Origin of the sequence: Lacticaseibacillus jixiensis (assembly GCF_042847315.1) — a bacterium.
Classification (GTDB): domain Bacteria; phylum Bacillota; class Bacilli; order Lactobacillales; family Lactobacillaceae; genus Lacticaseibacillus; species Lacticaseibacillus jixiensis.
On sequence record NZ_BAAFPR010000014.1, the window covers coordinates 36539 to 60364 of the forward strand.

General features: G+C 47.9%; 19 protein-coding genes and 1 pseudogene. 17 read left to right on the top strand and 3 right to left on the bottom strand.

All coding sequences use genetic code 11. The features are described 5' to 3' along the window. Positions 1 to 451 precede the first annotated feature (451 nt). The 5 genes and pseudogenes from ACGG90_RS09805 to ACGG90_RS09825 form a co-directional block, all read left to right on the top strand. Positions 452 to 976 (top strand): annotated as a pseudogene (locus ACGG90_RS09805) (NADPH-dependent FMN reductase); the annotation flags it as partial. A gap of 35 nt (positions 977 to 1011) precedes the next feature. Further along, positions 1012 to 2193 (top strand): NAD(P)H-dependent oxidoreductase, encoded by a 1182-nt coding sequence (locus ACGG90_RS09810; RefSeq protein ID WP_390408966.1) that lies wholly within the window; start codon positions 1012 to 1014, stop codon positions 2191 to 2193. A gap of 172 nt (positions 2194 to 2365) precedes the next feature. After that, positions 2366 to 3544 (top strand): thiolase family protein, encoded by a 1179-nt coding sequence (locus ACGG90_RS09815; RefSeq protein ID WP_390408969.1) that lies wholly within the window; start codon positions 2366 to 2368, stop codon positions 3542 to 3544. Then, positions 3541 to 4785, top strand: a complete 1245-nt coding sequence (locus ACGG90_RS09820; RefSeq protein ID WP_390408972.1) for a hydroxymethylglutaryl-CoA reductase, degradative — start codon at positions 3541 to 3543, stop codon at positions 4783 to 4785. The genes ACGG90_RS09815 and ACGG90_RS09820 overlap by 4 nt, the downstream gene beginning before the upstream one ends. A 4-nt stretch (positions 4786 to 4789) precedes the next feature. Further along, positions 4790 to 5950 carry a hydroxymethylglutaryl-CoA synthase gene (locus tag ACGG90_RS09825; RefSeq protein ID WP_390408975.1) on the top strand — a complete coding sequence of 387 codons (1161 nt, stop codon included), beginning with the start codon at positions 4790 to 4792 and terminating at the stop codon, positions 5948 to 5950. A gap of 67 nt (positions 5951 to 6017) precedes the next feature. Here the strand turns inward: ACGG90_RS09825 and ACGG90_RS09830 are convergent, their stop codons facing one another. Continuing rightward, positions 6018 to 6350, bottom strand: coding sequence for a hypothetical protein (locus tag ACGG90_RS09830; protein WP_390408978.1), 333 nt, complete (start codon positions 6348 to 6350; stop codon positions 6018 to 6020). A 541-nt stretch (positions 6351 to 6891) separates the two neighbouring features. On the opposite strand from ACGG90_RS09830, the gene ACGG90_RS09835 reads away from it, so the two are divergent. From ACGG90_RS09835 to ACGG90_RS09885, 11 genes are all read left to right on the top strand, one after another. Beyond that, a complete protein-coding gene (locus ACGG90_RS09835; protein WP_390408980.1) occupies positions 6892 to 7548 on the top strand; it encodes a GrpB family protein in 657 nt (218 codons plus the stop codon). A 67-nt stretch (positions 7549 to 7615) separates the two neighbouring features. Beyond that, positions 7616 to 8497 (top strand): hypothetical protein, encoded by an 882-nt coding sequence (locus ACGG90_RS09840; protein WP_390408983.1) that lies wholly within the window; start codon positions 7616 to 7618, stop codon positions 8495 to 8497. 547 nt (positions 8498 to 9044) lie between these two features. Further along, positions 9045 to 9926: an AraC family transcriptional regulator gene (locus ACGG90_RS09845; RefSeq protein WP_390408985.1), complete on the top strand. Its 882-nt coding sequence runs from the start codon at positions 9045 to 9047 to the stop codon at positions 9924 to 9926. Further along, positions 9910 to 12426: a hypothetical protein gene (locus ACGG90_RS09850; protein ID WP_390408987.1), complete on the top strand. Its 2517-nt coding sequence runs from the start codon at positions 9910 to 9912 to the stop codon at positions 12424 to 12426. Before ACGG90_RS09845 ends, ACGG90_RS09850 begins: the two co-directional genes overlap by 17 nt. Then, positions 12423 to 13715, top strand: a complete 1293-nt coding sequence (locus ACGG90_RS09855; RefSeq protein ID WP_390408990.1) for an extracellular solute-binding protein — start codon at positions 12423 to 12425, stop codon at positions 13713 to 13715. The genes ACGG90_RS09850 and ACGG90_RS09855 overlap by 4 nt, the downstream gene beginning before the upstream one ends. A gap of 120 nt (positions 13716 to 13835) precedes the next feature. Continuing rightward, the gene (locus ACGG90_RS09860; protein WP_390408992.1) at positions 13836 to 14723 is read left to right on the top strand and encodes a carbohydrate ABC transporter permease; all 888 of its coding nucleotides are present in this window, start codon (positions 13836 to 13838) and stop codon (positions 14721 to 14723) included. Then, positions 14720 to 15544, top strand: a complete 825-nt coding sequence (locus tag ACGG90_RS09865) for a carbohydrate ABC transporter permease (RefSeq protein WP_390408995.1) — start codon at positions 14720 to 14722, stop codon at positions 15542 to 15544. The genes ACGG90_RS09860 and ACGG90_RS09865 overlap by 4 nt, the downstream gene beginning before the upstream one ends. Before the next feature lie 68 nt (positions 15545 to 15612). After that, a complete protein-coding gene (locus tag ACGG90_RS09870; RefSeq protein WP_390408998.1) occupies positions 15613 to 16710 on the top strand; it encodes a glycoside hydrolase family 88/105 protein in 1098 nt (365 codons plus the stop codon). Between the two features lie 58 nt (positions 16711 to 16768). Further along, positions 16769 to 19771 carry an alpha-mannosidase gene (locus tag ACGG90_RS09875; protein WP_390409001.1) on the top strand — a complete coding sequence of 1001 codons (3003 nt, stop codon included), beginning with the start codon at positions 16769 to 16771 and terminating at the stop codon, positions 19769 to 19771. A gap of 2 nt (positions 19772 to 19773) precedes the next feature. Next, positions 19774 to 20754, top strand: coding sequence for an ROK family glucokinase (locus tag ACGG90_RS09880; protein ID WP_390409004.1), 981 nt, complete (start codon positions 19774 to 19776; stop codon positions 20752 to 20754). Positions 20755 to 20934: 180 nt separating this feature from the next. After that, a complete protein-coding gene (locus tag ACGG90_RS09885; RefSeq protein ID WP_390409007.1) occupies positions 20935 to 21513 on the top strand; it encodes a hypothetical protein in 579 nt (192 codons plus the stop codon). A 64-nt stretch (positions 21514 to 21577) separates the two neighbouring features. On the opposite strand, the gene ACGG90_RS09890 is transcribed toward ACGG90_RS09885, so the two are convergent. Together ACGG90_RS09890 and ACGG90_RS09895 are read right to left on the bottom strand one after the other, a co-directional pair. Further along, positions 21578 to 22045 (bottom strand): glutathione peroxidase, encoded by a 468-nt coding sequence (locus ACGG90_RS09890; protein ID WP_390409009.1) that lies wholly within the window; start codon positions 22043 to 22045, stop codon positions 21578 to 21580. A gap of 247 nt (positions 22046 to 22292) precedes the next feature. After that, entirely contained in the window at positions 22293 to 22751 is a 459-nt protein-coding gene (locus ACGG90_RS09895; RefSeq protein ID WP_390409012.1) for a flavodoxin, read from the bottom strand. A 136-nt stretch (positions 22752 to 22887) separates the two neighbouring features. Here ACGG90_RS09895 and ACGG90_RS09900 point away from each other — a divergent pair, with 136 nt between their 5' ends. Beyond that, on the top strand, positions 22888 to 23820 hold the full coding sequence (locus tag ACGG90_RS09900) for an NAD-dependent epimerase/dehydratase family protein (protein ID WP_390409014.1): 933 nt from the start codon (positions 22888 to 22890) through the stop codon (positions 23818 to 23820). The last annotated feature ends 6 nt before the right edge of the window (positions 23821 to 23826 follow it).

Here is a 23826-nt window from a genome sequence, read left to right on the forward strand (position 1 = left end):
TTGCGCTGTGCTACGTTATTGATGCCATGTTTGGTTGTAAGCTGATACCCTTAATGTAGGAGCGGGGTTGCGTAGTGGCGTGGGGCAAGCGGCGGTCAAGCCGTGAACCGATCAGCACCCAAAGACAAGCGGGCTGTGCTTGGCTTTCGGTGCTGATCGCGGCAAGACTGGAGACGGGCCGGTGAGCAAAGCGAACCTGGCTCCAGGCTTAGGCGTAAAACGCGCGTCTTTCAGCGCGGTTGAAGCCGGCCGCACCGCTTGCGCCGCCGCTTGCCCCACGCCGCGAAGCAACGCCGCTCCGACCCGCTTGTGAAAAGGTGCCTGAACTGTGAATTTGTCCATGACCAAGGAAACCGTTCAATTGGCACAAGTGATTACGGCCTAGGCCATTTGCAAACGTCTGTAAATCGGTTACAATTCTGGTATAAGCGTTATTAAAGGAGTGAGTCATGTGAAGTATGTCGCTATTGTTGGCTCTAATGCCAAGCATTCGTATAATCGACTACTGCTACAATTTATGCAAATGCACTACACCCAACACGACATCACCATCGTCGAATCCGGCGGCTGGCCGATGTTTAACGAGAATCACCCAGCAACAGATCCAGAGCCTGCCGTGGCTTTGGCCAAACAAATCGAAGAAGCAGATGGCGTGATTATTGCCTGTCCAGAATATAATCACAGCGTGCCATCCCCGCTGAAGAGCCTGATCGAATGGGAATCCTATCGCCTGCATCCTTTTGCCGACAAACCAGTGATGATCGTTGGTGCATCAAGCTTTGCCCAAGGTTCATCGCGCGCGCAATTGCACTTGCGCCAGATCCTGGATTCACCAGGCGTCAACGCGCAAGTCTTCCCAGGCAACGAGTTCTTGTTGGGCCACGCGGTTGACGCGTTTGATGACGACGGCCAGCTCAAAGACCAAGGCACCATCGATTTTCTCAGCCAGTGCGTTGACGGCTTCGACAAGTTCGTGGCTATGCACCAGCTGGCTGCAAAGGGGGAACAAGCGTGAAACTGACTGCGATCGTCGGTACTAATGCCGACTTCTCATATAATCGATTATTACTGCAATACATGCAGAAACACTTTGCGCAAATGGCCGATATTCAAATCTTGGAAATCGACCAATTGCCGCCGTTTTCCGTGGACACGCCGCAAGACATGGCGGTGTGGAAATTCAAGAAGGCCGTGCAAATGGCCGACGGGGTCATTTTCTCCACGCCGGAATACGACCACTCGATTCCGGCGGCGTTGAAGTCCGCCATCGAATGGCTGTCATATAAGTCCAACGTCTTGTACCACAAGCCGGCGATGATCGTCGGCACCAGCTATGGTCCGCAGGCTTCCGCGCGGGCCCAAGAGCACTTGCGGCAGATCTTGGCGTCACCAGATTGTGATGCTTATACTTTGTCGGGCAACGAGATGCTCATCGGCAATGCTGCAAAGGTGTTCGTCGATAACAACGTCACTGACGCGCAGGTGCGCCAGCAGTTAGAGCAGTATTTCACCAATTTCGTCACATTCATCGACACAACTGCAGAAGGAGTTTCCGATATGGCTCACAATCAACCTTATTTAGACGATGCTTACATCAACTTTCCCACTGGGCGCTTAAGCTTCCGTGAGGTGCAACAGATCTTCTCGACCATTCCGTTTGAAATCGACTTGATCGACCACAACGACACCTTCTCTTGGTATTCCAACAAGCCTAACCGCGAACACGTGCGTTATCCGCGCGAAATCGGCGAAGGCGTCGATGAGTGCCACCCGCCGCGTGTCTTGCCGATCGTGATGAAGATCATCAACTCCTTCAAAGACGGCTCCCAAGATTCCGTGTCCCGCCCGTTGTGGATGCATGGCCACCGCGTCTTGATCCAATATTACGCTTTGCGTGACGTCGACGGTTCGTATCTGGGCACCATCGAATTCACCGGCTCGGTGGAACACATCTTGAACTTCTTTGAAAATGGCGCCTGGGCCACCGACGGCAACACCGGCGCTTCCAAGTCTGGCGCCGATGCCTCAACTGGCGCCTCCAAGCATGACGACGCACCGGCTGTCCCTGATGCCACGTCTGGCGCTTCTGAACATGACGATGCCGCTTCTGACGCCAAACCCGCCGATGCCGCTTCTGACACGCCTGCTTCCACAGACGCACCAGATGCCACTTCTGGGGCGTCTGAACACTAGCATCAACGAAGTCCTTCCATGTTTGGGAGGGCTTTTTGCGTGCCTCGGTGAGGATTTAGGTTGTGTACGATTAAGAAATGCTTAATGCCATTTTCGCCACCATAGCAAAACGCGTATAATGGACAAAGATAATTTCTTATGCCAGCAGGGCTGGCGGAACTTTGGAGGGTGTATGGATAACATTGTGATCGTGAGTGCTAAGCGAACCGCCATCGGCAAATTCGGCGGGGCTTTAAGCAGCCTCAGTGCCGTAGAACTGGGCCAACATGCCGCCAAAGCGGTGATCGAAGACGCCGGCATCGATCCGACACTGATCGACCAAGCGATTTTCGGCAACGTCTTACAAGCCAACTCCGGGCAAAACGTTGCCCGCCAAATCGCGCTAGGCGTCGGCATGGCGCCGACCAGCACGGCGATGACCATCAATGAAGTTTGCGGCTCCGGTCTCAAAGCGGTGCGCTTAGGCCAAGCCGCCATTGCCATGGGCGACGCGGCAATCGTCTTAGTCGGCGGCACCGAAAACATGAGCCAGGCGCCTTTTTACGCGCCGAATATGCGCTTTGGCAAGAAGCTTGGCGACGTGTCCTTCGTTGACGGCATGATGCGCGATGGCTTGGCTGACGCGTTCTCTAACGAACCAATGGGCATCACCGCCGAGAATGTCGCCCAAGAATACCAAGTTTCTCGCCAGCAACAAGACGCCTTCGCCTTGGCCTCGCATCACAAGGCGCTTGTCGCACAAGCGCGCGACGCTTATGCCGATGAAATCACGCCCATCACCGTGCACAGCCGCAAAGGCGAGACGGTGGTCAAGCGCGACGAAGGCCCGCGCGCTGACACCAGCTTAGAGAAGCTGGCCAAGCTGCGCCCGTCATTTCGCGCTAACGGCACCGTCACCGCCGGCAATGCCAGTGGTATCAACGACGGTGCCGCAGCGTTGTTGATAATGACCCAAACCAAGGCAGAAGAATTAGGCTTGAGCTGGCTGGCGGTGATCGATGGCTTCGCCGAATATGGTATCGCCCCGCGGATCATGGGTTATGCGCCGAAAGCCACTATCGAACACCTCTTGGCCAAAACCGGCACAGCCATGGATGACGTGGATATTTTTGAACTCAACGAAGCCTTCGCGGCGCAAAGCGTTGCGGTGGCGCGCGACTTGAAGCTGCCAGCCGCCAAGCTTAATCCACTAGGCGGCGCCATTGCCTTAGGCCATCCGCTAGGCGCTTCAGGCGCACGGCTGCTGGTGACCTTGGTTCATCAGCTGCAGCACAATCCCAAGCACATCGGCGTCGCAGCATTATGCATCGGCGGCGGCATGGCGGTGGCCATGCAGGTCCACGCGCAATGAAGTTCTATCAACTCACAACCCAGCAGCGCCTGGCTCAGTTAGTGGCAGAAGGCCAACTCAGCCAACCAGACGCCGACTGGTGGGGGCAAAATGTCCTGTTGCCCGCAGACGTTGCCAGCCACCTCAGCGAGAATCAAATCGGCCAGTTCGCCTTGCCGCTGGGCGTGGCGCGCGACTTAACGGTCAACGGTACGATATACAACGTGCCCATGGCCACTGAAGAACCATCAGTGGTGGCAGCGGCGTCAAATGGTGCGCGCATCGCCAAGCTCGCCGGTGGCGTCACCGCCGCAACCAGCGCGCATCTGGTTGAAGGGGAAATCGTTTTTGCTGATTTGCCTAATATTACCCAAGCCGCAGCGCTGGTAGAAGAACGCTTTGACGCGTTGGCTGAAGCGGCAAAGGCCGCGCATCCTTCGATCGTGCGCCGCGGCGGCGGCTTACGCGACGTGATTTGCACGATCATCGACGATTTTTTGAAGATCACCGTGCAAGTTGACACCCAACAAGCCATGGGCGCCAACATCGTTAACACCATTTGTGAGCACTTAGCCGCAGTGATCGGCGGCTGGCTGCAGCAACAGGCGTTAGTGGCGATTTTGACCAATGCCAGTGACCAGCTCACCACTGCTAAGCTGGTGGTACCGGTGGCGGCGTTGGCAACTAAAACTGACACCGGCGCTGTGATCGCCGCGCGCATCGCCCAGCTGTCAAAGTTGGCGCAAGTTGACGTGGCGCGGGCGGTGACGCATAACAAAGGCATCATGAACGGCGTCAACGCCGCCGTGTTAGCCACCGGCAACGACACCCGCGCCGTAGCTGCGGCGGTGCATGCCTATGCCGCTGCCCGCGGGCAATACCGCGGATTAAGCACTTGGACACTGGATGGCGATACGCTGCTTGGTGAACTCGCCTTGCCCTTGCCTTTAGGCGTGGTCGGCGGCGCGATTTCTGCCATGCCGGCAGCGCAGCACGCTTTGGCGCTTGGCCATTACCAAGACGTTGCCACTTTGCAACAAGTGATCGCATCACTGGGCTTGGTGCAAAACCTCGCCGCATTGCGCGCACTGGCTGGCCCTGGTATTCAAGCCGGCCACATGGCGCTGCAAGCTAACGCCTTGGCCATGCAAGCGGGAGCCACAGGCGCAGAGATTCAGGCCGTAGCGCTTGCCTTGCAGCATGAAACCAAAGACTTGGCCACGGCAAAGCGCCTATTAGAGAAAATTCGCATTGGAGGATAACATCGTGAAAATTGGGATCGACCAAATGTCGCTGGCCACACCGGCGTTTTATCTGGACTTGATCGAATTGGCCAAGGCCCGCGGGGATGAGCCGGACAAATACACCATCGGCATCGGCCAAGATCAACAAGCCGTTGCCCCAAGCAGCCAAGACATTGTGACCATGGCTGCCAGCGCCGCCAAGCCGCTATTGGCTGAAGCCGGCGACTTAGGGATGGTGGTAGTGGGCACGGAATCGGGAATCGATTCGTCTAAAGCCGCCAGTTTGTATGTGCAACAATTATTGCAGCTTAGCCCATGGGTGCGCGCTTTTGAAATCAAAGAAGCTTGTTATGGCGGCACCGCCGCGTTGATGATGGCGCGTGATTTCGTCGCTGCCCATCCTGACAAAACCGCGCTGGTGATCGCCAGTGACATCGCCCGCTACGGCTTAGCGACTGGCGGGGAAGTCACCCAAGGCGCCGGTGCCGTGGCAATGTTGGTCAAAGCTGAGCCGCGCTTGTTGGCGCTAAACGATGATTCGGTGTATCGCAGCGAGTCGATCATGGACTTCTGGCGTCCAGTCTATACCGATCAGGCGCTGGCCAAAGGCAAGTACTCCACCGAACAATATCTCAGCTTCTTCACGAAGGTGTGGGCGCAATACAAGGCGCAAACCAAGCACGCGATAACTGATTTTGCGGCTTTGTGCTTTCATCTGCCTTATACCAAAATGGGCCTGAAAGCCTTGCGCTTGGCCTTGCCAGAAGCCGACGAAGCGCAACAAGCCAGCTTAAAGACGCGCTTTGACCACAGCATTCAATACACCCGCCGCATCGGCAACTTGTACACCGGCTCGCTTTATCTGGGCTTGTTGTCGCTGCTGGAAGGCGACGCCAGCCTGCAAGCCGGCGATCGGATCGGGTTGTTCTCTTATGGCTCTGGTGCGGTTGGTGAGTTCTTCTCTGGGACTTTGCAGCCAGGGTTTGGCGATATGTTGCATGGTCAAGAACATGTTGCGATGTTAGATGCTCGCAAGCGATTGTCAGTAGCGGAATACGAGCAGGTCTTTAGCGATAAGGTGCCTTATGCCGCGGATGATTATCAGGCTAATCCGAAGTACTTTGCTGGGGACTTCTTGTTGACTGGGGTTAAGGATCAGGAACGACAGTATTTAGCAAAGTGAGTTAATTAATAAATAAGACGTTTGCCAGAGTTGTTGGCAAGCGTCTTTTGTTGTGGCTTGTTTATGGTCAGATCGTTAAGAACAGGATCAAGACAATCAGATTGGCGATGGCTGTCAGCAGTGGACCGAAAGTTTTGAACCGGCTGATCTTTAGCCCGATGATCCCGTCGAATAATTGGACACCGCTCATCACAACGGCTAACGCAATCAGATAGCCTGAATCGTGAATGATAACCAAGCCGCACGCTGCTAGCGCTAAAGCCAAGCTTCTGGAAAAGGCGTATTTGGCATTGGTTGAAGCTGGTCCATTGGTATTGCGTGATTGGGTATAGGCTTGAATGGCGAAGCCCAGACTGACGGCGGCGCTGATTGCGGTGATGATGGCTAAAAGGGTGTGCATGGGAATTCCTGCAGATTTTGGTGACTGATTTTAGTGTAACATGCTGGAGAATCATGTATATGTTTCGAACTAGTGATGGAAGTGATCAATCGTTTGTATGTGAGCAGTAATTGCGTCTGGCATATGATAGAATTGTAGCGCAGAAAGTTGATGACGGTTGGGCAAATCCAATCACATTGTGAGGTGGTCGCCTATGGTGAACATTCAAACTCTAAGTGAAGGGAGGTGTCTTGTTGATTCCCGTTGGTGATGCAATCGCGCTGATGATCGCGTTCGGTGGCTTACTCAAACTCGTGATTGCTAGCGTTAAACTAACAGAAGTCAAAAAAAGACCGTCAGTAAACTCCTGGGAAGAGTGACGGTCTAATTGCTGTCATTTAATGCCAGCCGTCTTTAACGGCCTGCATTGCGCGTGATGGTCACACACCATGCGCTTTCTGCGATCATTATAGCACGGCGCGGTTATCGGATACGAGCCAAATGTGGAGACATCTTCATTGCTGTTGAAGCGAAGTAAGGTGGAAAAGGACGGTATCAGGGCATGAAAAAGTTGGAAGAGATGAGCTTGCAGGAATTATGGCAGCTTTTCCCGATTATTCTAAAAACGCCTGATCCCAACTATGCTGCTTGGTATCAGGAAGAACGCGCCGCCTTACTGCAGGTATTGCAAGGCGTGCAAATTACGTGTATTAGTCACATCGGCAGTACGGCAGTGCCTGGTTTGCTGGCCAAACCGATTGTCGATATTCTGCTCGAATTACCAGCGGACTATGACCGCAGGACAGTCATTGCTCGCCTGCAACACGCAAGGTGGCGCTTGATGAATCAAAACCAAGCCGCTGCCACGCTTGATTTTAATAAAGGTTACACGCCAGCCGGCTTTGCAGACCGCGTTTTTCGTTTACATGTGAGGCCGGCTGGCGATTGGGGCGAACTTTACTTTCGCGACTATTTGATCGCACATCCTGAGATCGCCAGTCAATATGCGTCCCTTAAGCGACGGTTAATGGCCGAGTATGAGCATGATCGTGATGCTTATACGGCAGGGAAGACTGCTTTTGTGGCCAAATATACTCAGCTGGGCAGACAAGCATTTGGTCATCGTTATCAACCGAAGCGATGGCTGGAATTCGTTGAAATTCTTAAATTGTTGCCGGCTGGACTTTTGCTATCGGCTCGTCGAAGCATTTGTTTCTGACTGTCCGCTAACGGGATTTGTGTGCCATAGATTGATTGCTGTACCTGCAAGTTTGGAGGGAACCAAGATGCTTGGACAAGATTCTGAAATCACCATGGCCGCAGCTCAAACCTGCTACTCAGCCGCGCAGCTCACCTCAGTTGATTATGCAAAAGCCGACAAAGTCGATTTAGCATTCGAGAACACCGAAGTCGTCTCACTTGACCCTAAAGCCATCAAGGCCCTGCAAGTCTTGCGGCCAATCACCGGCAAAACACCCAAGCCTTACTTTTTCACCCAAGGCTTTTATTTAGAAATCGTCAACGCTGAAAGCAGCATCAAAGACGTCGGCATCTACCTGGATCGTTACGACCAAGATCCCGGCTTGTCGCGGATCCGCGATTACGCAGACATTGTAGCTATCGAGCTTTATCGCGGCAAGCAGAAGACCGTCTACACGATAGACTGGTCGGCAGATTCAGCGCCCACGGAAGAAAACGTGGTCCAGCACTATGCCCAAGATGACCAGTCACTGGTGGTGTTGGCACTGAATCCGGAGACCTATTCACTGGCGGCGCTGGCCTATGTCGCAAAAAGGGAAGAGCGTTGGGATGATATCATCGGCGTGTTGTCCGACGGCTTGAAAGAGATGTCGAAATTTGAAGTGGCCCAACTGGTGGAAACCGTGCTGACTGAGTTGCTCAACGCCTCCGAATCAGCGCCTAAGCGCACCGACCGCCACATCGTTGTGCATTATGATGCAAGCGAACAAGACCCCTGGTTGCGTTGGCATGCGGTGATGCATGATGACCGCGATAATAAGGATTATGGTTGTTTGGGGTTGATGTCTTATCCCGAGTTGGTGGGGATGGATGTCCGTGTTGAAGCACAGCCGTTTTATGCAGGGTTCGCTTGGCTGCTTTACGAAATTGCTTGGCACAGTGTTGAAACGATGTATAAGGGTAAATGACGACTTTATCAGAGGGCAGGTGTTAAAGCAGTATGCGTATGCACGTATCAATGATGATGATTTGCCAGGTACAATATACTAATGCTGATCAGTGCTGTTGATATACAGTGTGTCCGAGTTGATGAACCATGGTGTTGATTGATTACCGTAATTCATGGTTAAGTTTAGGCTTGGAAATATGCGTATTCAGCTTTGGGTCAATTAACATAAAGTGAGGGTTGAAGCCTTTCATAGTCTTCAGTGCACTATTCGCGCATTGAAGACTTTTTTTATAAAGTAAATCGCTGAAGCAGAGGTGACGAATATCATCAAATTGAAAAATTGGCTAAAAACGTCACATTAGTAAAAAATGGACTAATTAATTCATTTACAGAGTGCCAATTAAGATACGGGAACGCTGTTTGAAGACGTAAACTGTTGTAATTTAGAATATTTTCCGTGTGATGACGATTTTCAACTATTTTATTGTGCAAAACATCAACTTTTCTGATTTTGTTCTGCCTATAATACAGATGGAATGAAAGCGCTATATAAACGGAGGACGAATATGCCAGAAGCTAGTTTCTATGACCTAGTATTGCTGGATCGAGACTTTGATATCTCTTACAAGAAAAATACAACTCACCGGATGCTTCGACCACATTTTCATGACGGGTATGAGATACATTTAACATTAAATCATGAAACATATTACTACGTTGACGAACGCAAGTATGTAGGAGACGTTGGATCGGTTGCAATTTTTAACGCGCAAGAGCTTCATCGAGTCACGGTGCCTGAGGGCTCTGTTTATGAACGCTATGTCATTCTATTTAAACCGCGGTTTTTAGCCTTTGCAACAGCTCAGTATCCGGAGTTACTATTGCTATTTTCGGAACGATTTCCAAATTTTGAGAATGTCGTCCGGCTGAATAATGTTGAACTAACGAAATTGTTGAATTTATTAAATGAGCTAATTCGGATCAGTTCTAACGACGTCTTCTTGCAGGAACTAAAACTCAAACAGAAACTTTTAGAAGTTGTGTTGTTTCTCGATGATATCTATTTACTCAAGGATAACCTAAAAGACGCCATCTCATATCACAAAGAGGATGTCTTGTCGAATGTCGTAGCGTATATTAAGGCGAACTACGCGGAAGATATCACACTAGTACTACTTTCACAACAGTTCTTTATTAGCCGTTCAACGCTGACACGACTCTTCAAGAATCACATTGGAATGACACCGGCTGCATATATTGGGTATGTGCGGGTAATCGAGTCAACGAAACTTCTTAAGCGTGGCTACACAGTAAAAGAGGTTGCCCGCCGAGTCGGATATCGAGATGATTCTACATTTATCAAAAAGTTTCATAGTATTAAAGGCATCTCCCCAAAGCAATACATTTTGAGAGAAGGGAGGAAATTAGAGGGTGGCAGAAAAGATTAGTTACATTGTCGCGCCACAAGGCAAGATTACACGCTTTCGCTATACGGATATTAATGCTCAACCAGTGAAAAGCCCCAAGACCAGTATGACTGGGACAATCGCGTCTGATGAGCGTTATACCGATGTTGTTTATCCCGTGCGACGGAATTTTCTTCGTGATAATCGGCTAGATGACGTCAAGTTTCCAGATGAAGAATTTAAAAATATCTATTCTGCATTCGAAAGTGACCGGGTCGATTTTTCAACGGAGTTCGCAACTCCGCACAAAATTATGACTTATTTGCAGACTTATCTTCAAGTTAATGCATCAGGAAGTTACAGTTTTCAGATTAGAACGTGTGGTGCGGTGATAATTTGGGTCAATGGTGAGCGACAATTCGAGTTCTCACCGTATACCCGTAACACCGCTTCTAGCGCACATTTTAAATTATCGTTGATGGGTGGCAGTAACGAAGTTGTCATTTACATGGAAGACTTAGCTGAACGTGACGTCAGTTATTACTTCGATTTGCAGAATGAAAATGATGTAACCTTAAAAGGTTTCATTCCACTACCTTGTGACAGTCGGCTTTATCATGAAGCTGAGAAACTGTTGGCAGGAATGTATTTTGAACGCGACATGTTTAAGAAAGGGCCAGTTACAGTGAAATTACCGTCGGCCAATCGTCGTAAGTCATATACGGTACGAGTCAGATTTAATCCGAGGAATAGATTGATTGAAGATGACGCGCAAGATGGTGATATCACAGATTTCGAGGTCCCGGATACGGTCGTTGAAATTCACCGCAGTGACGCGAGCTTTCAGATTGGTACTGTTGAAAGTATCCCAACTGCAGGGTTAACAACTGTTGAATTTGGTATCGAGATGTCAGATCAGTCATGGCTAACAAAAGCTTTGACCTGTTCACTATATGACCAGTCAAAATTCGAATCGATTATCTCGGGAGCCCATTTACAAACCAGAAAATTGCAAGCGCTTGCGTATTATGCTGAATTGACGCTCCCTGATATTAACGTTGCACTTGTCGAAGCCAAGATTGGAATGCTTTCACAAGAAGATACCAATGAAATATTGACGCAATACCACTCGGCGTTTCAGCTAATTGAAGATAAGGGGGATTGTGCAGATTTCATCCTAACGCCGTTGATTGCTTGCTTTCGGGCGTTTCCAAAGGGATTTCCAGATGAATTTGCTGAGACGGTGAAGAGATTATGTTTAAACTTTCGATACTGGATCGACGAGCCCGGAAACGACGTAATGTGGTATTTTAGTGAGAATCATGCATTGTTATTCCACAGTTGCCAATATCTTGCAGGTTCTCTGTACCCTAATGAAGTATTCAGCGTTAGTCATCGTACTGGAGCCGACCAAGCCGCACTAGGTAAGCAACGGTTGCTTGATTGGTTCACACATTTTGAACAAGTTGGCTTCTCAGAATGGAATTCAACAACTTATTTACCGATTGATCTGATTGGATTCTTTAGTTTATATCTAAGCGCACCAGACGATGATATTCGTCAAGCAAGTAAACGGGCGCTGGATTATACTTTCAGGATCATTGCAATGAATTATCAAGGTGGGACGTTAGCATCCACCTATGGACGGGTTTACGAGCATAACCTCAAGGCAATGCAGCAAGGCGAGCTGTCTAGCTTGGCTGAGATTGCATGGGGCAACGGGTATTTCAACAACTCTTTGCGTGTCGGGGCACTGTTTGCCATGTCTGATTACCAGCCACCGTCGGATTTGGTGAACCTGTTCAATTCTCAGCCAGGTGCTTTGCCTTTGAGAATTCAGTACTTGCAAGGTGCCAGTCGTGCTCATACCTATCTTTATAAGACGCCAAGCTATTCGCTCGCTTCTGTTATCAATTATCGTGCCTTCGAACGAGGGCATCAGCAACACATTATGAATATCTCGCTAGGTGACAGTACGATGTTGTGGGTGAATAACCCAGGCGAAGCCGCATACAGTGGGAACAATCGACCGAGTTTCTGGGCTGGAAACGACTTCATGCCAGTTGCACGCCAATATAATAACTATCTGTTCATGCATTATTCATTGGAGAAGAGCGACTATAAATATATTCATCTCTACCTACCATACTGGGACCTTGATAGTATCGAGCAGGATGACAACTTTATCTTTATTAGAAAGGGAACCGCTTATCTTGCGGCGTATTTCACCAATCCGTTTACGATTACGCAATATGGTGCGGTTACACGTCGAGAAGTGAGGGTCTCCGGTGAAGAACAGGTTGTTATGTTACGTCTGGGTTGCAAGTCTTTAGATGGAGACTTTGCCCATTTTGTAAATGCATCCAAGCACGCGTTAATACGTTTTGAGAACGGTACATTGACCGTACGGGATAAACAGCTAGGAATGTTTGAATTTTCAGACGATCTAAAGTTGAACGGTACCCTTGTAGATTATTCTTGCGATTTTACACCGACGATTGAGCAAATTGACTCGAAATCTGAAATGGAGAAGGAAAAATGAAAAAATCATCCATATGGAAAGCTTCCGGGGTTGTATTGGCGAGTGTCGCATTGCTGTTGCTTGGCGCATGTGGTAAGTCGAGTGGCGCGTCTAAGTCCGGCAGTAATAGCAAAACAATGCAAATTCTGCTATCAGAAGAACCTGAAAAAGGCGATGCGTTGAACGCTGCATTACAGAAATGGGCTAAAGAGAGTGGTAATAAAGTTGACGAGATTGTCATTCCATACGATGACCAGCGCACAAAATTCCCGTCCATGGTCAAAAACCATGATGTACCAGACTTGGTTTCGACTACCTTCTTGACTCAATTATTCCCTGATGAATTCGTCAACCTGTCCAAGAAAATTGATACAACGAAGTTTGATCAAACAGCGTTGAAGATTGTGAGCCAAAACTACAACACCAACAAGGTATTAGAGGTCCCAAATCAGTACACGATTACATGCTACTACGTCAACAAAGATGCCTTTAAGAAGGCGGGAATTGCAGTTCCGTCTGAGAACGATCCGTGGACTTTGAACGAGTTATACGAAAACGCTGCTAAGTTGAAGAAGAACGGTGGCGTTAAGTATGGCTTGGCGGTAGATTTCTCGCGTGCACGTTATGATAACCTGATGTACAGCAACGGTGGGTCAATGACTGAACGAAGCGGCAAGAAGTTTAAGGTCGCGATCAATAGTGACAAAAACGTCAAAACCCTGAATCAGTTTGTCAAAGCCAATGAATCAGGTGTTATGCCTAAAGTAATCTGGACTGGCGGTTCAAGTGATAACCCTCTTGATTATTTCAAGAATGGTGATGTTGGTATCTATATGTCAGGTTCTTGGAGCTATACGCAATTGAAGAATGAAGTTTCTGACTTTAAGTTCGCGGTGATGCCATCTCCAAAAGGATCCGTGCAGCAATCAGCTATCACTGGTGGTGCAGGCCTTGCAATTCCGAAAGATGCTAAAAATAGTAAGCTAGCCTTGAGCTTTATTAAGTGGTTGTACAAGAAAGACAACTATCTGGAATACATTAAGAATGATCATGGCCTATCCTTCATTAAGGGTTGGGATTACAAGTCAAATGATGCACAAACAGATGCTGATTACAAGTTGATGCATGACGAGATGAGCAATGTTTCGAAGCAATTCCTAGTTGATGAAGAGTCTGAATGGCGGACTTGGCTGGATAATGAATACCGTGATGCCATTAAGAATGCTGTTAGCGGTGAAGTAACTGCCAAGCAAACTTTGGATACGTTTGCCAAGAGCCTGAGCGAAAAGTCTGGCTGGAAGATCGAATAATGATTGTAGCCAAAGCCGTGTGACTGACCCGCAGGGGATAAAGCACAAGTGCTTTGGCTTTTTTATCAAATGGAATCCGTTCGATACTTACCGTCAACATAGAAAAAAGGTGACCGAATCATGTATTCGAAAATTCAAAATCGCCGTCTGAAAAGAGCATTTTGGATGTTCATTGCCCCCAGTGGCATACTGTTTTTAGTCTTTTTCATGATCCCATTACTTCTGAACATTTATCTCTCATTTACCAATTATGATGGCTGGAAAACAATGGACTGGGTTGGGTTGGACAATTATGTCAAAGCCTTGACAGATCGTGCATTCTATAAATCATTAGGGATTACTATGATTTATACCATTGTTAATATGCCTTTTAAAGTGCTGTTGCCATTAGGTTTGGCGGGGTTATTGACCTCCAAACGAGTTAAGTGGACTACGTTGACACGAACCGCGATATATTTGCCCGTTCTCCTGTCATCATTAGTTGTCGGCATCACTATTAACTGGATGTTTTCTCAGGAATATGGCCTGGTTAATTTCTTGATTACGTCCCTTGGGGGCAAGGCTGTGGAGTGGGGGTTGCATCCCGTTTTGGCAACATTCGTTATATCAGTGGCCAGCACTTGGGCTTCTACTGGTTTTTATATGATTATCTATATTGGGGCGATTAACAGTATTTCAGAAGATGTATACGAAGCTTCGGAAATTGATGGAGCAACGCCTTGGCAACGATTTACAAAAATCACAGTGCCACTATTGGCACCAACAACATTCTTAGTCACTTTGCTAAGTTCTGTTAATCTTCTGAAAGAGTATGCGCTAATTCAAGGGGTTACCCAAGGGGGACCAGGTACAAGTACCACATATATCATTCAATATATCTTCAACAAAGGATTTAACCAGTCTGAGTACGGGTATGCCGCTGCCATGTCCGCAGTCATCATGGTAGTTTTCGCGGTAATTTCATACATCCAATTCAAGTTTAATGAAGGAGGAGAGGGTAAATCATGAAAAGACAAAAAACCAGCATCGCGCTGACTTTGATCAGTGTAATATGCGGATTACTCATCGTCTTTCCAATTATTTGGTTAGTGTTTAGCTCATTCAAGCCTTCCAGTGAACTTTTCCATTATCCATTGACGTTGCTTCCAAAACATTTTACTGCAGAGCATTATGTGAGCGTCATGAAAGGCGGGTTTATGACGTATATATACAACAGCTTCTTTCTGGCTGTTGTTGGCACCGCTATCACGCTTGCAATTAGTGCGATGTGTGGCTATGCGTTAGCACTTTACCGACGTAATATAAGCTATACGAACTTGATCTTTGGAATCTTTCTATTAGGTACCCTGATTCCAGGGGAGACGCTGACGGTTTCACAATTTACAGTAATCAGTTTTGTGGGATTATACAATAATATCTGGGGGGTCATCCTTCCAGTAGTTACGACGACGACGGGTATCTTCATGTATCGACAGTTCTATCTATCGGTTCCCTTTTCATTCGTTGAGGCTGCGCGTATTGATGGTGCAAGGGAGATGTATACCTTCCGCAAAATTATGTTCCCGTTAGCCCGAACGACGACGATCACACTCGCATTGTTCAGTTTCATGTGGCGCTGGAATGATTATATTCTGCCGCTATTAGTCTTATCTGATCAAAAGAAGTATACGATTCAGATTGCTATCAAGAACTTTATCGGCATGAATGGGGTTGATTGGAACTCTATTCTTGCAGCATCTGTCATTTCGATTATTCCAGTGATGATCATCTTCATGTTCTTGCAGAAGTACATTGTAAATAACAATATTTCAGCTGGTGATAAAGGGTAATTGTGTTGAGCAGATTCTTTCATCAGTCGATGATGAGCACCGAAACATAAATGGAGGGAGCACATGTTGTGAAACGAAACTTGGATGAAATCGATGACAAACTGCACTTGGTAATCGAGCAACTTATTCATTTGAAAGCTGCTGGTCAACACAAGTATGACGATTTATCTGAAGAAGATAGAACGGCTATTGGAGTTTTCTCCCGTGACTTTGGTATGGGGCATTGGGATTGGCCGCAAGGGGTGGGCCTATTTGGTCTTAGCTATGCAGGACCGGCGTATGAACACTACATCTGTAGTTGGGCAAGAAGACAAACTGCTGCCGGATTGCCAATTCCAAATGTAAATACGATGTGTCCAATGCAGACGTTAATGGATTATCCGGAGTTTGAACCGTTGACGAATCAATGGTTAATAACATTGTTAAATGATCTACCTCGTACCAATGAGGATGGCATTGAACACACCACGACCGGGAACAGTAAAGATAAGTTACACCGCAACCAAAATCAAATCTGGGCAGACACCATGTTTATGGCAGTCCTCTTTATTGCCAAGATGGCTCGCAAATATCATCGTAATGATTGGCAAGCCGTTGCACACTATCAAGTGTTGCTACATCTTAAATACTTGCTCGACCGACCGACTGGGCTATTCTATCATGGTTGGGATTTTACTCGCCGCTCGAACTTTAACGGACTGTTCTGGTGCCGAGGGAATGCCTGGATGACCATGGCGATTCCACAGTATTTAAACATCGCAGAGGCATCAATATCCCAAGCAGATAAACAGTATCTCCAGGGGGTGTACCGTGTTCAAATTGATGCGCTAATGAGCCTCCGAGATCATGATACTGGTTTGTGGCACACCATCTTGAATGATTCAACTAGTTACATTGAGACATCTGGTTCTGCCGGAATTGTGGCAGGCCTGTTGATGGGTATGCAGATGGGATTATTACCCACTAATGCATATCGTCAGTTGGCCGAAGATGCGGTGGCGTCTTTGCTGGCAACCATTGGTGAAGACGGCACCGTTCAAGGTGTGTCAGCTGGTACTCCGATTGGGGAGACGGCTGAACATTATAAAAATATTGTGATTCAACCAATGGCGTATGGGCAAGCAATGATGATTTGCGCGTTAATGCAGTATAAGCATCTAGATTAAGCAAGGGAGTTTGCGCTAGCTTGCTGATGAGAAAGTCGAGTAATAAAGGAGATATTTCATGTTTGAAGGACTTTGCCGAGCAATTTCGGAGAACATCATCGTCGAGGCCAGAACGGTTAAGAATCTCCGCTATATGCCTTGTGATTATTATCAATGGCATCAGGAAATCCCAAACGAGGCTTCGCGCCTACAGTCAAGAGATGGCATTGGCAATCTAGATACGCATTATCAAGTGGTTTGGGATACAATTCTTGATCCAGTTGAGTTGCCCTTTGAAAATGTTTTGCAGGTGGTTACGGACGCTAATGACATGTGGAACACAAATAATCCGCAGTTCATTGTTTCTGTTAATGGCTGTGTTGTTCGCGCACTGGATATGAATCATAATCTTGTTGTCTTGCCATCAAACGGCAAGGTTCACGTATTGATGAATATCTACACCAACACGCCTAAGCCAGATGTTTTCGTTACTTGTCGATATGCAAAACGTAATCAACAAGTCTATCGCTTGTATCACTCAGTGCGTAGTCTGGTTGAAGCTTTAACAGTCTTGGGAAAGCATCACCAGGATTACCGTTTGATTGAACAGACACTTCGTCGAATCCAATCAATTTGGTTCGGACAGCAAAAGCTTATGGATAAAGTGATTGCTTGCCAGAATCTTAGTTTTCGTCCAGAACTCTATTCTTTGGATCAAGAATCACCTCGAGAGTTCGTTGTTGGTCATACCCATATTGATATCAGTTGGTTGTGGACATTGAAGCAGACCCGAGAAAAAGCTGTTCGCAGTTTTGCTAATGCAGTTTATCTGATGAACCGTTTTCCAGAGATGACTTTTATGTCTAGCACGCCATTGCTCTATGAGGCTGTGAAAGCGCACGAACCAACATTGTTCGCTCAGATCAAAGCACTTGTAACTCAAGGCCGCTGGGAGCCAGAAGGTGCAATGTATGTTGAAAGTGATGTCAACATGCCAACTGGTGAGGCATTGGTGCGCCAGATTGCACTTGGAAAACGCCGTTTCAAGGAGCTGTTCGGTAGGGAATCTGAAATACTATGGTTACCTGACTGCTTTGGATTTCCGGCAACTTTACCACAGATTATGTGCCAAACTGGCTTGAGATATTTCTTTACTTCGAAAATGGATTGGAATGACACAAACCGGTTACCAAATGACAGTTTCTATTGGTATGGACCTGACGGGTCAAAAGTGTTGGCACATCTGTTAACCACTTCTGATTATTCAGAGTCAAATCAGAAAGGCACTACGTATAACGGTCGGATGAATGCCTCACAAGTAATGGGAACATGGACGCGATATCAAAATCAGGCCGAATCAAACGTTACTCTGCAGTTGTATGGTTTTGGTGATGGTGGGGGTGGGCCTACGGAGAAAATGCTAGTTGCACAGCAACTATATGCGCGTGGGTTAAAAGGATTTCCTGTCGTCATCAATGCACAGCCAAGCGACTTCTTCCATGAATTAGAGAGGCAGTTGGCTGTCGTTGAGCACCCGGCCGAGTGGCACGGCGAGTTGTATCTAGAAACGCATCGTGGGACATTAACGAATGATGCGTTGTTGAAGCGTCGGAACAGACAGATGGAGACGAAATTATTAGACACTGAGTTTATTTTGTCGTCGAACTATTCTCATAAACTTGCTGCGTATCCGCATGCCCAGATGGATGAAGCTTGGCGCTTGGTGTTGATCAATCAATTTCACGATATTCTGCCTGGAAGTTCAGTTACAGCAGTGCATGATGAGGCTATTGTGAGATATGATACTGCTGAAAGTTTGTGCGATGAACAGATCTTGGCGTTGAACAACCAAGAACGTACGAACAACTGGTGTATCGTGAACAGTACGAACTTTACTAGGACCGAGCTGATTAATATTGAGGGGAAGCAAGTGGTTGTAACGGTGCCGGGATTATCGAGTATCACTGGCAAAGTGAATGATTTTGCGGAAGTTGATGATACCTCCTTGTCCACTTTTATTAACGGCAAGCTCGATAACGAACGGTACAAGATTGTGTTTGACGAGTACGGTCAAATCACATCACTTCGAGTGAAGGCGTTGGGGCAGCGCGAGATGATTGCACCAGGAGAAAAGGGAAATCAACTGTTATTCTATTATGACTATCCGGCAGAGTATGAAGCTTGGAATATTGATGCAGAGACACTTAACCACCCCAACCCAATTGAGAACAAGGCGACGTTCGAATGTGTCTCAAACAATGCATTCAAAACGACTATTAGAATCAGAAAAAAGATTTTACATTCACAGTTTATTCAAGATGTCATTGTCTATCGAGATAATCCGCGCATTGACTTCAAAACGTCTATCGATTGGCACGAAAATCATAAGCTATTGCGGGTCAGCTTTCCGGTTACAATAAACAATGGTACAGCAACCTATGATATTCAGTTTGGTAAATTACATCGACCAACAACGGATGATACAAGCTGGGAGAAGGCTAAGTATGAGGTGTGTGCTCAAAAATGGGCAGATTTGTCTGAAAGTAGCTGTGGAGTTGCAATTTTAAATGACTGTAAATATGGCCATCAAATCCATGATCATCATATTTATCTCACGCTATTGAGAAGTGCTAATTACCCGGCACCACACATCGACCAGCGTAAACATGAATTCACTTATTCACTGTTACCGCATGCCGGGGATGATCACAATCTTGTAATTGAATCGGCAGCATATCAATTAAACCGACCAGTGCAGATTATACATTCAAATATAGCGGTGCAAGGACCTATCGCTATTGATGGAATGGCCACGGGTGTTATTGTCGAAGCCGTCAAAGTTACTGATTCGCAACGCTTTGTTAGTGTCAGGTTGTTTCAAGCGAACGGTGTTGAGATGAATGCTGAGGCTCTGTTAAAGGTGGACGTTGATGCAATTTATTCAGGTAATCTATTAGATGAACCCCAGGAGTTATTGTTTGGTCGAAATGTTGCCGGGACGCGACTAACAGTCCATTTTAGCCCGAAAGAAATTAAGACGTTGTTGCTCGAAATTCCTCAGTACGACCGAAAGGAGGATTAGTAATGGCAGAATTGCTTGCTGGAGTTGACATTGGCGGCACGACGACCAAGATGGCGTTTTTCACGCGATCAATGCGTGAATTAACAGCTTGGACAATCCCGACTCGTATTCAAGATCACGGGGAAACAATCGTGGCGGATATCTGCGAATCTATTCACGCTCACATTTCTTCACTGGCGGATCATCAAGATGTGTTAGTTGGAGTTGGTGTCGGTGTTGCAGGTAATATTAACACCAAAGATGGCACCGTTCTCAAAGCCTTCAACCTCGGGTGGCCGTTATCAGTTCCATTGTCAAAGCAAATTCGCTCACGTTTACATGTTCCGGTCGAGGTAGAAAATGATGCGAATGTTGCTGCTTTGGGGGAGGCTAGCTTTGGCTCTGCTCGAACCGCCAAAAGCATGGTGTTGATTACCCTGGGGACAGGTATTGGTGCTGGCATCATCATCAACGGTGAAATTTATTCTGGAATTACTGGATGTGCTGGTGAGGTTGGCCATATTGTGGTACCTGGGAATCAATTTCAATGTAGTTGCGGTAATACTGGATGTTTAGAAACTGTTGCTAGTGCTAATGGTATGGTGCGACTTGCGCGGAGAATGGCAAAAACATATCCACACTCGTCATCTCTGGTAGAAGCCTTTAATTCACGACAGCCGATATCCAGTAAAGAAATTATGCGCTTGGCCAGTGTTGAACAAGACCGACTAGCTATTGAGGTTGTGAAGAAAGTTTGTGAATATTTGGGGTGGCTTGTCGGTAATTTGATCAATATTTTAAATCCCGCGTCAATCGTCATCGGTGGTGGAATGGCGGCTGGAGGAAACTATTTTTTACAAGGTATTCAGCAGACAATTCCACGATATGTCTTTGCCGGTGATGACTCGGCCACAATGGTGACACTCGCTACCTTGGGAAATGAGGCGGGAGTGATTGGGGCTGGGGCATTGATTAATAGTGCACTGAAGAAAATTTCACATTGAGTGAATAGAACTTTCTGTTGAAAGCATCTTAACTTAGTTTTCACCCGTTGCAAGAGACAACAAAAGGGTATCAAGACGTCTTTAAGGCTTGTATAATGATGTTGCTTTATTAAATACTTGGTAAGTTCCATTTGATAACCGCGTTGAGGGCCTATATTCATAATTCTGGAGGACAAACCCATGAATCAGCTGCCACCCATGAAATACCGCGTTGGGGATGTTGTGGCTTGGCCAGAAGGCGGACAAGAGCGCATTGGCACCATTCGCATCGCCGATTTCGGCGGCTCGCTGGAAATGTTAGGCAAGTCGCATTCATACGACATCATGACCTTGATCGATAACCAAGAAACCTTGATCAAGCATATCCCCGAAGCCGAAATCACCCGCTTGATCAGCAAAAGCGCCGACCAGCGCACGGATCTTGAACGCCTGCGCGATCAAGCGGCTGAGTTTGACGCACCAGCATCGCGGATTCCTTTTGATCCAGCTGATGGGTTGAGTATGGCTACCGAAGATGGGGTGTATCGCATGATCACCCGCAGCGGCAGCAGTTATCGCATCACGATCGATGGCGCCAAGCGCACCATGTTGCGCGTTAACGACGACGCGGCGCTGCGCGGGGATGGCGTTGCCTTGCCGATTATCTACATGGCCGCGGTCATTGGCCTTTCTGGTTATTTTGTGCTGGAACCCTTGGGCAGCGGCGCGGTGACCACGCGCATGACGTCACCGGTGGATAAAGTCGAACGCCTTCAATAACACAATGGGCCTGCCTGCCTCGCATTGGATTTTCCAATACGAAGCAGGTAGGCCCATTTGTGTGTTACAGTACCTTTTCGATTGCCGGTACCATTTTCTCAGGGTTGGTCTTGGGGGCGAAGCGTTCCACCACGTTGCCGTCGCGGTCGACTAAGAACTTGCAGAAGTTCCACTTGATCGACTCGCCTAAAGCGCCTGGGGCTTCGTGCTTGAGGTATTTGAACAGGGGTGCGGCGTCATCGCCGTTGACCACCGTCATACTATGCATCGGGAAGGAAACCCCGTAAGTCATGCGGCAAGCTTCAGCTGCTTGGGCGCCGTCAGCCAATTCCTGCTTGAACTGGTTGGAAGGAAAGCCCAAGATCGTGAGGCCTTGATCTTTGTAACGTTCATATAGGGCTTCAAGCTGCTTGAACTGCGGGGCAAAGCCGCATTTGGTCGCTGTGTTAACGATCACCAACGGCTTGCCGCGGTACTTGGCCATGCTGTATTGCTCACCATTATCTAAAGTCACATCATAATCATAAATCATTTGATCACCGCCTTTACGTTAAATATATCACGCTCAATTAGCTTGTGCACGCTTTATCTGACTAAATTCTTCGCCGCGCGCCGAGGGGTTATCGTCGAGCTCCGCAAAGCAACGCGGCGTGATATATGTCGTGACGCCGCCAAGGCAAAACCCGCCTTTGCGTCATCCCGCCTTATATCCACCGCTAAAATCGCTTTGCTGCGCTCTGGTAAACAAAAAGCCGCGCCTGCAGACGCGACCTTCAATATTATAGACTTGCTTGCTTGTCCACCAATGCCTTGGTGAAAACTTCCAGCTTCTTGATGTCGTCGTCTTCTGGCGCCAAGTCGATTTTCACCGATTCGGCACCTTTGATCGCGCCGGTTTCTTCAAAAGCTTTGGCGAAGTCATCAACACTGGTGCAGAAATCATCATAGAAACTGTCGCCTGAGCCGCAGGTACCATACACTTTGCCGCTGAGATCAAGTTCTTTGAGGTCGTCGAAGAAGTCAACGGCTTCATCAGGCAAGACGCCATCACCGACATCGGAGTAGGTGTAAGTGGCGACGACACAGATATCAACGTCTTCAAAGTCTTCTGCGTCAGCTTGCGACACTTCGGTGGTGTCGACTTCTACGCCGTATTTCTCGAATTCTTCTTCGACGATGCCGGCGATTTCTTCGTTGTTGCCAGTCATGCTGGCATAAACGATTGCTGCTTTGACCATTGGATTACCTTCCTTGTGTACACTTTATTGGCCCATTATAACATTGACTAAAGCTTGCCGCTAGCAATTGCACCACCAGCGCGCGGTGTAGTATATTTAAGTGAGCGCAGGGGCGCACAAGAGGAGGAATTATCCCATGGCAAAATACTTAGTGACTGGCGGGGCCGGTTTCATCGGTTCTAACTTAGTCGATGAATTGGTGAAAGGTGATAATCAGATCGTGGTGGTTGACGACCTTTCGATGGGGCTCAAAGAGAACCTGCCGGATAGCGACAAAGTCCAACTGCTCGTTCACAGTATCACTGATCATGCCTTCATGAGTGACTTGTTGCGCAGCGAACACTTTGATTACATTGTGTTGTTGGCTGCGATCGCCAGTGTTGCTGACTCTGTGGAGCGGCCGTATTTCACCCATGAGATCAACCAAGAAGCCAACATCAACATCATTGAAACCATTCGCAGCGAACATATTCCGTTAAAGAAGCTGTTTTTTGCCAGCTCTGCGGCGGTTTACGGCGAGAACCCGACGCTGCCGAAAGTCGAGACTTTGGCGGTAGATCCGTTGACCCAATATGCGGTGGACAAATACGCCACTGAGCGCGCGATCATCAACTATGCACGCTTGTATGAGCTGCCTTTTGTCACGGTGCGCTTCTTCAATGTCTTCGGCCCTAAGCAAAACCCGGCTTCCCCGTATTCTGGGGTGCTGTCTATCATCATGAACGCGTTGATGAACGACAAGCCATTCACGTTCTTCGGCGACGGCAAGCAAACACGCGATTTCGTGTTTGTCGGGGATGTGGTTTCGGCCATTATCGGCTTGCTGCACACGCCAGAAGCCGTCGCCGATGTGTTCAACATCGCCAACGGCCAACAAACCACCTTGCAACAAGTTGCCGACGATTTGCAAGCCCTCACCGGTAAAACGCTGCAAGCGACTTATCAGCCGGCGCGCGTCGGCGATATTCGCGATTCTTATGCCAATGTCGACAAGATCAATGCCTTTGGGTTCATGACGCACACGCCGCTGAAAGATGGCCTCAAGCGTTATGTCGATTCTGTGAAATAACCGTGA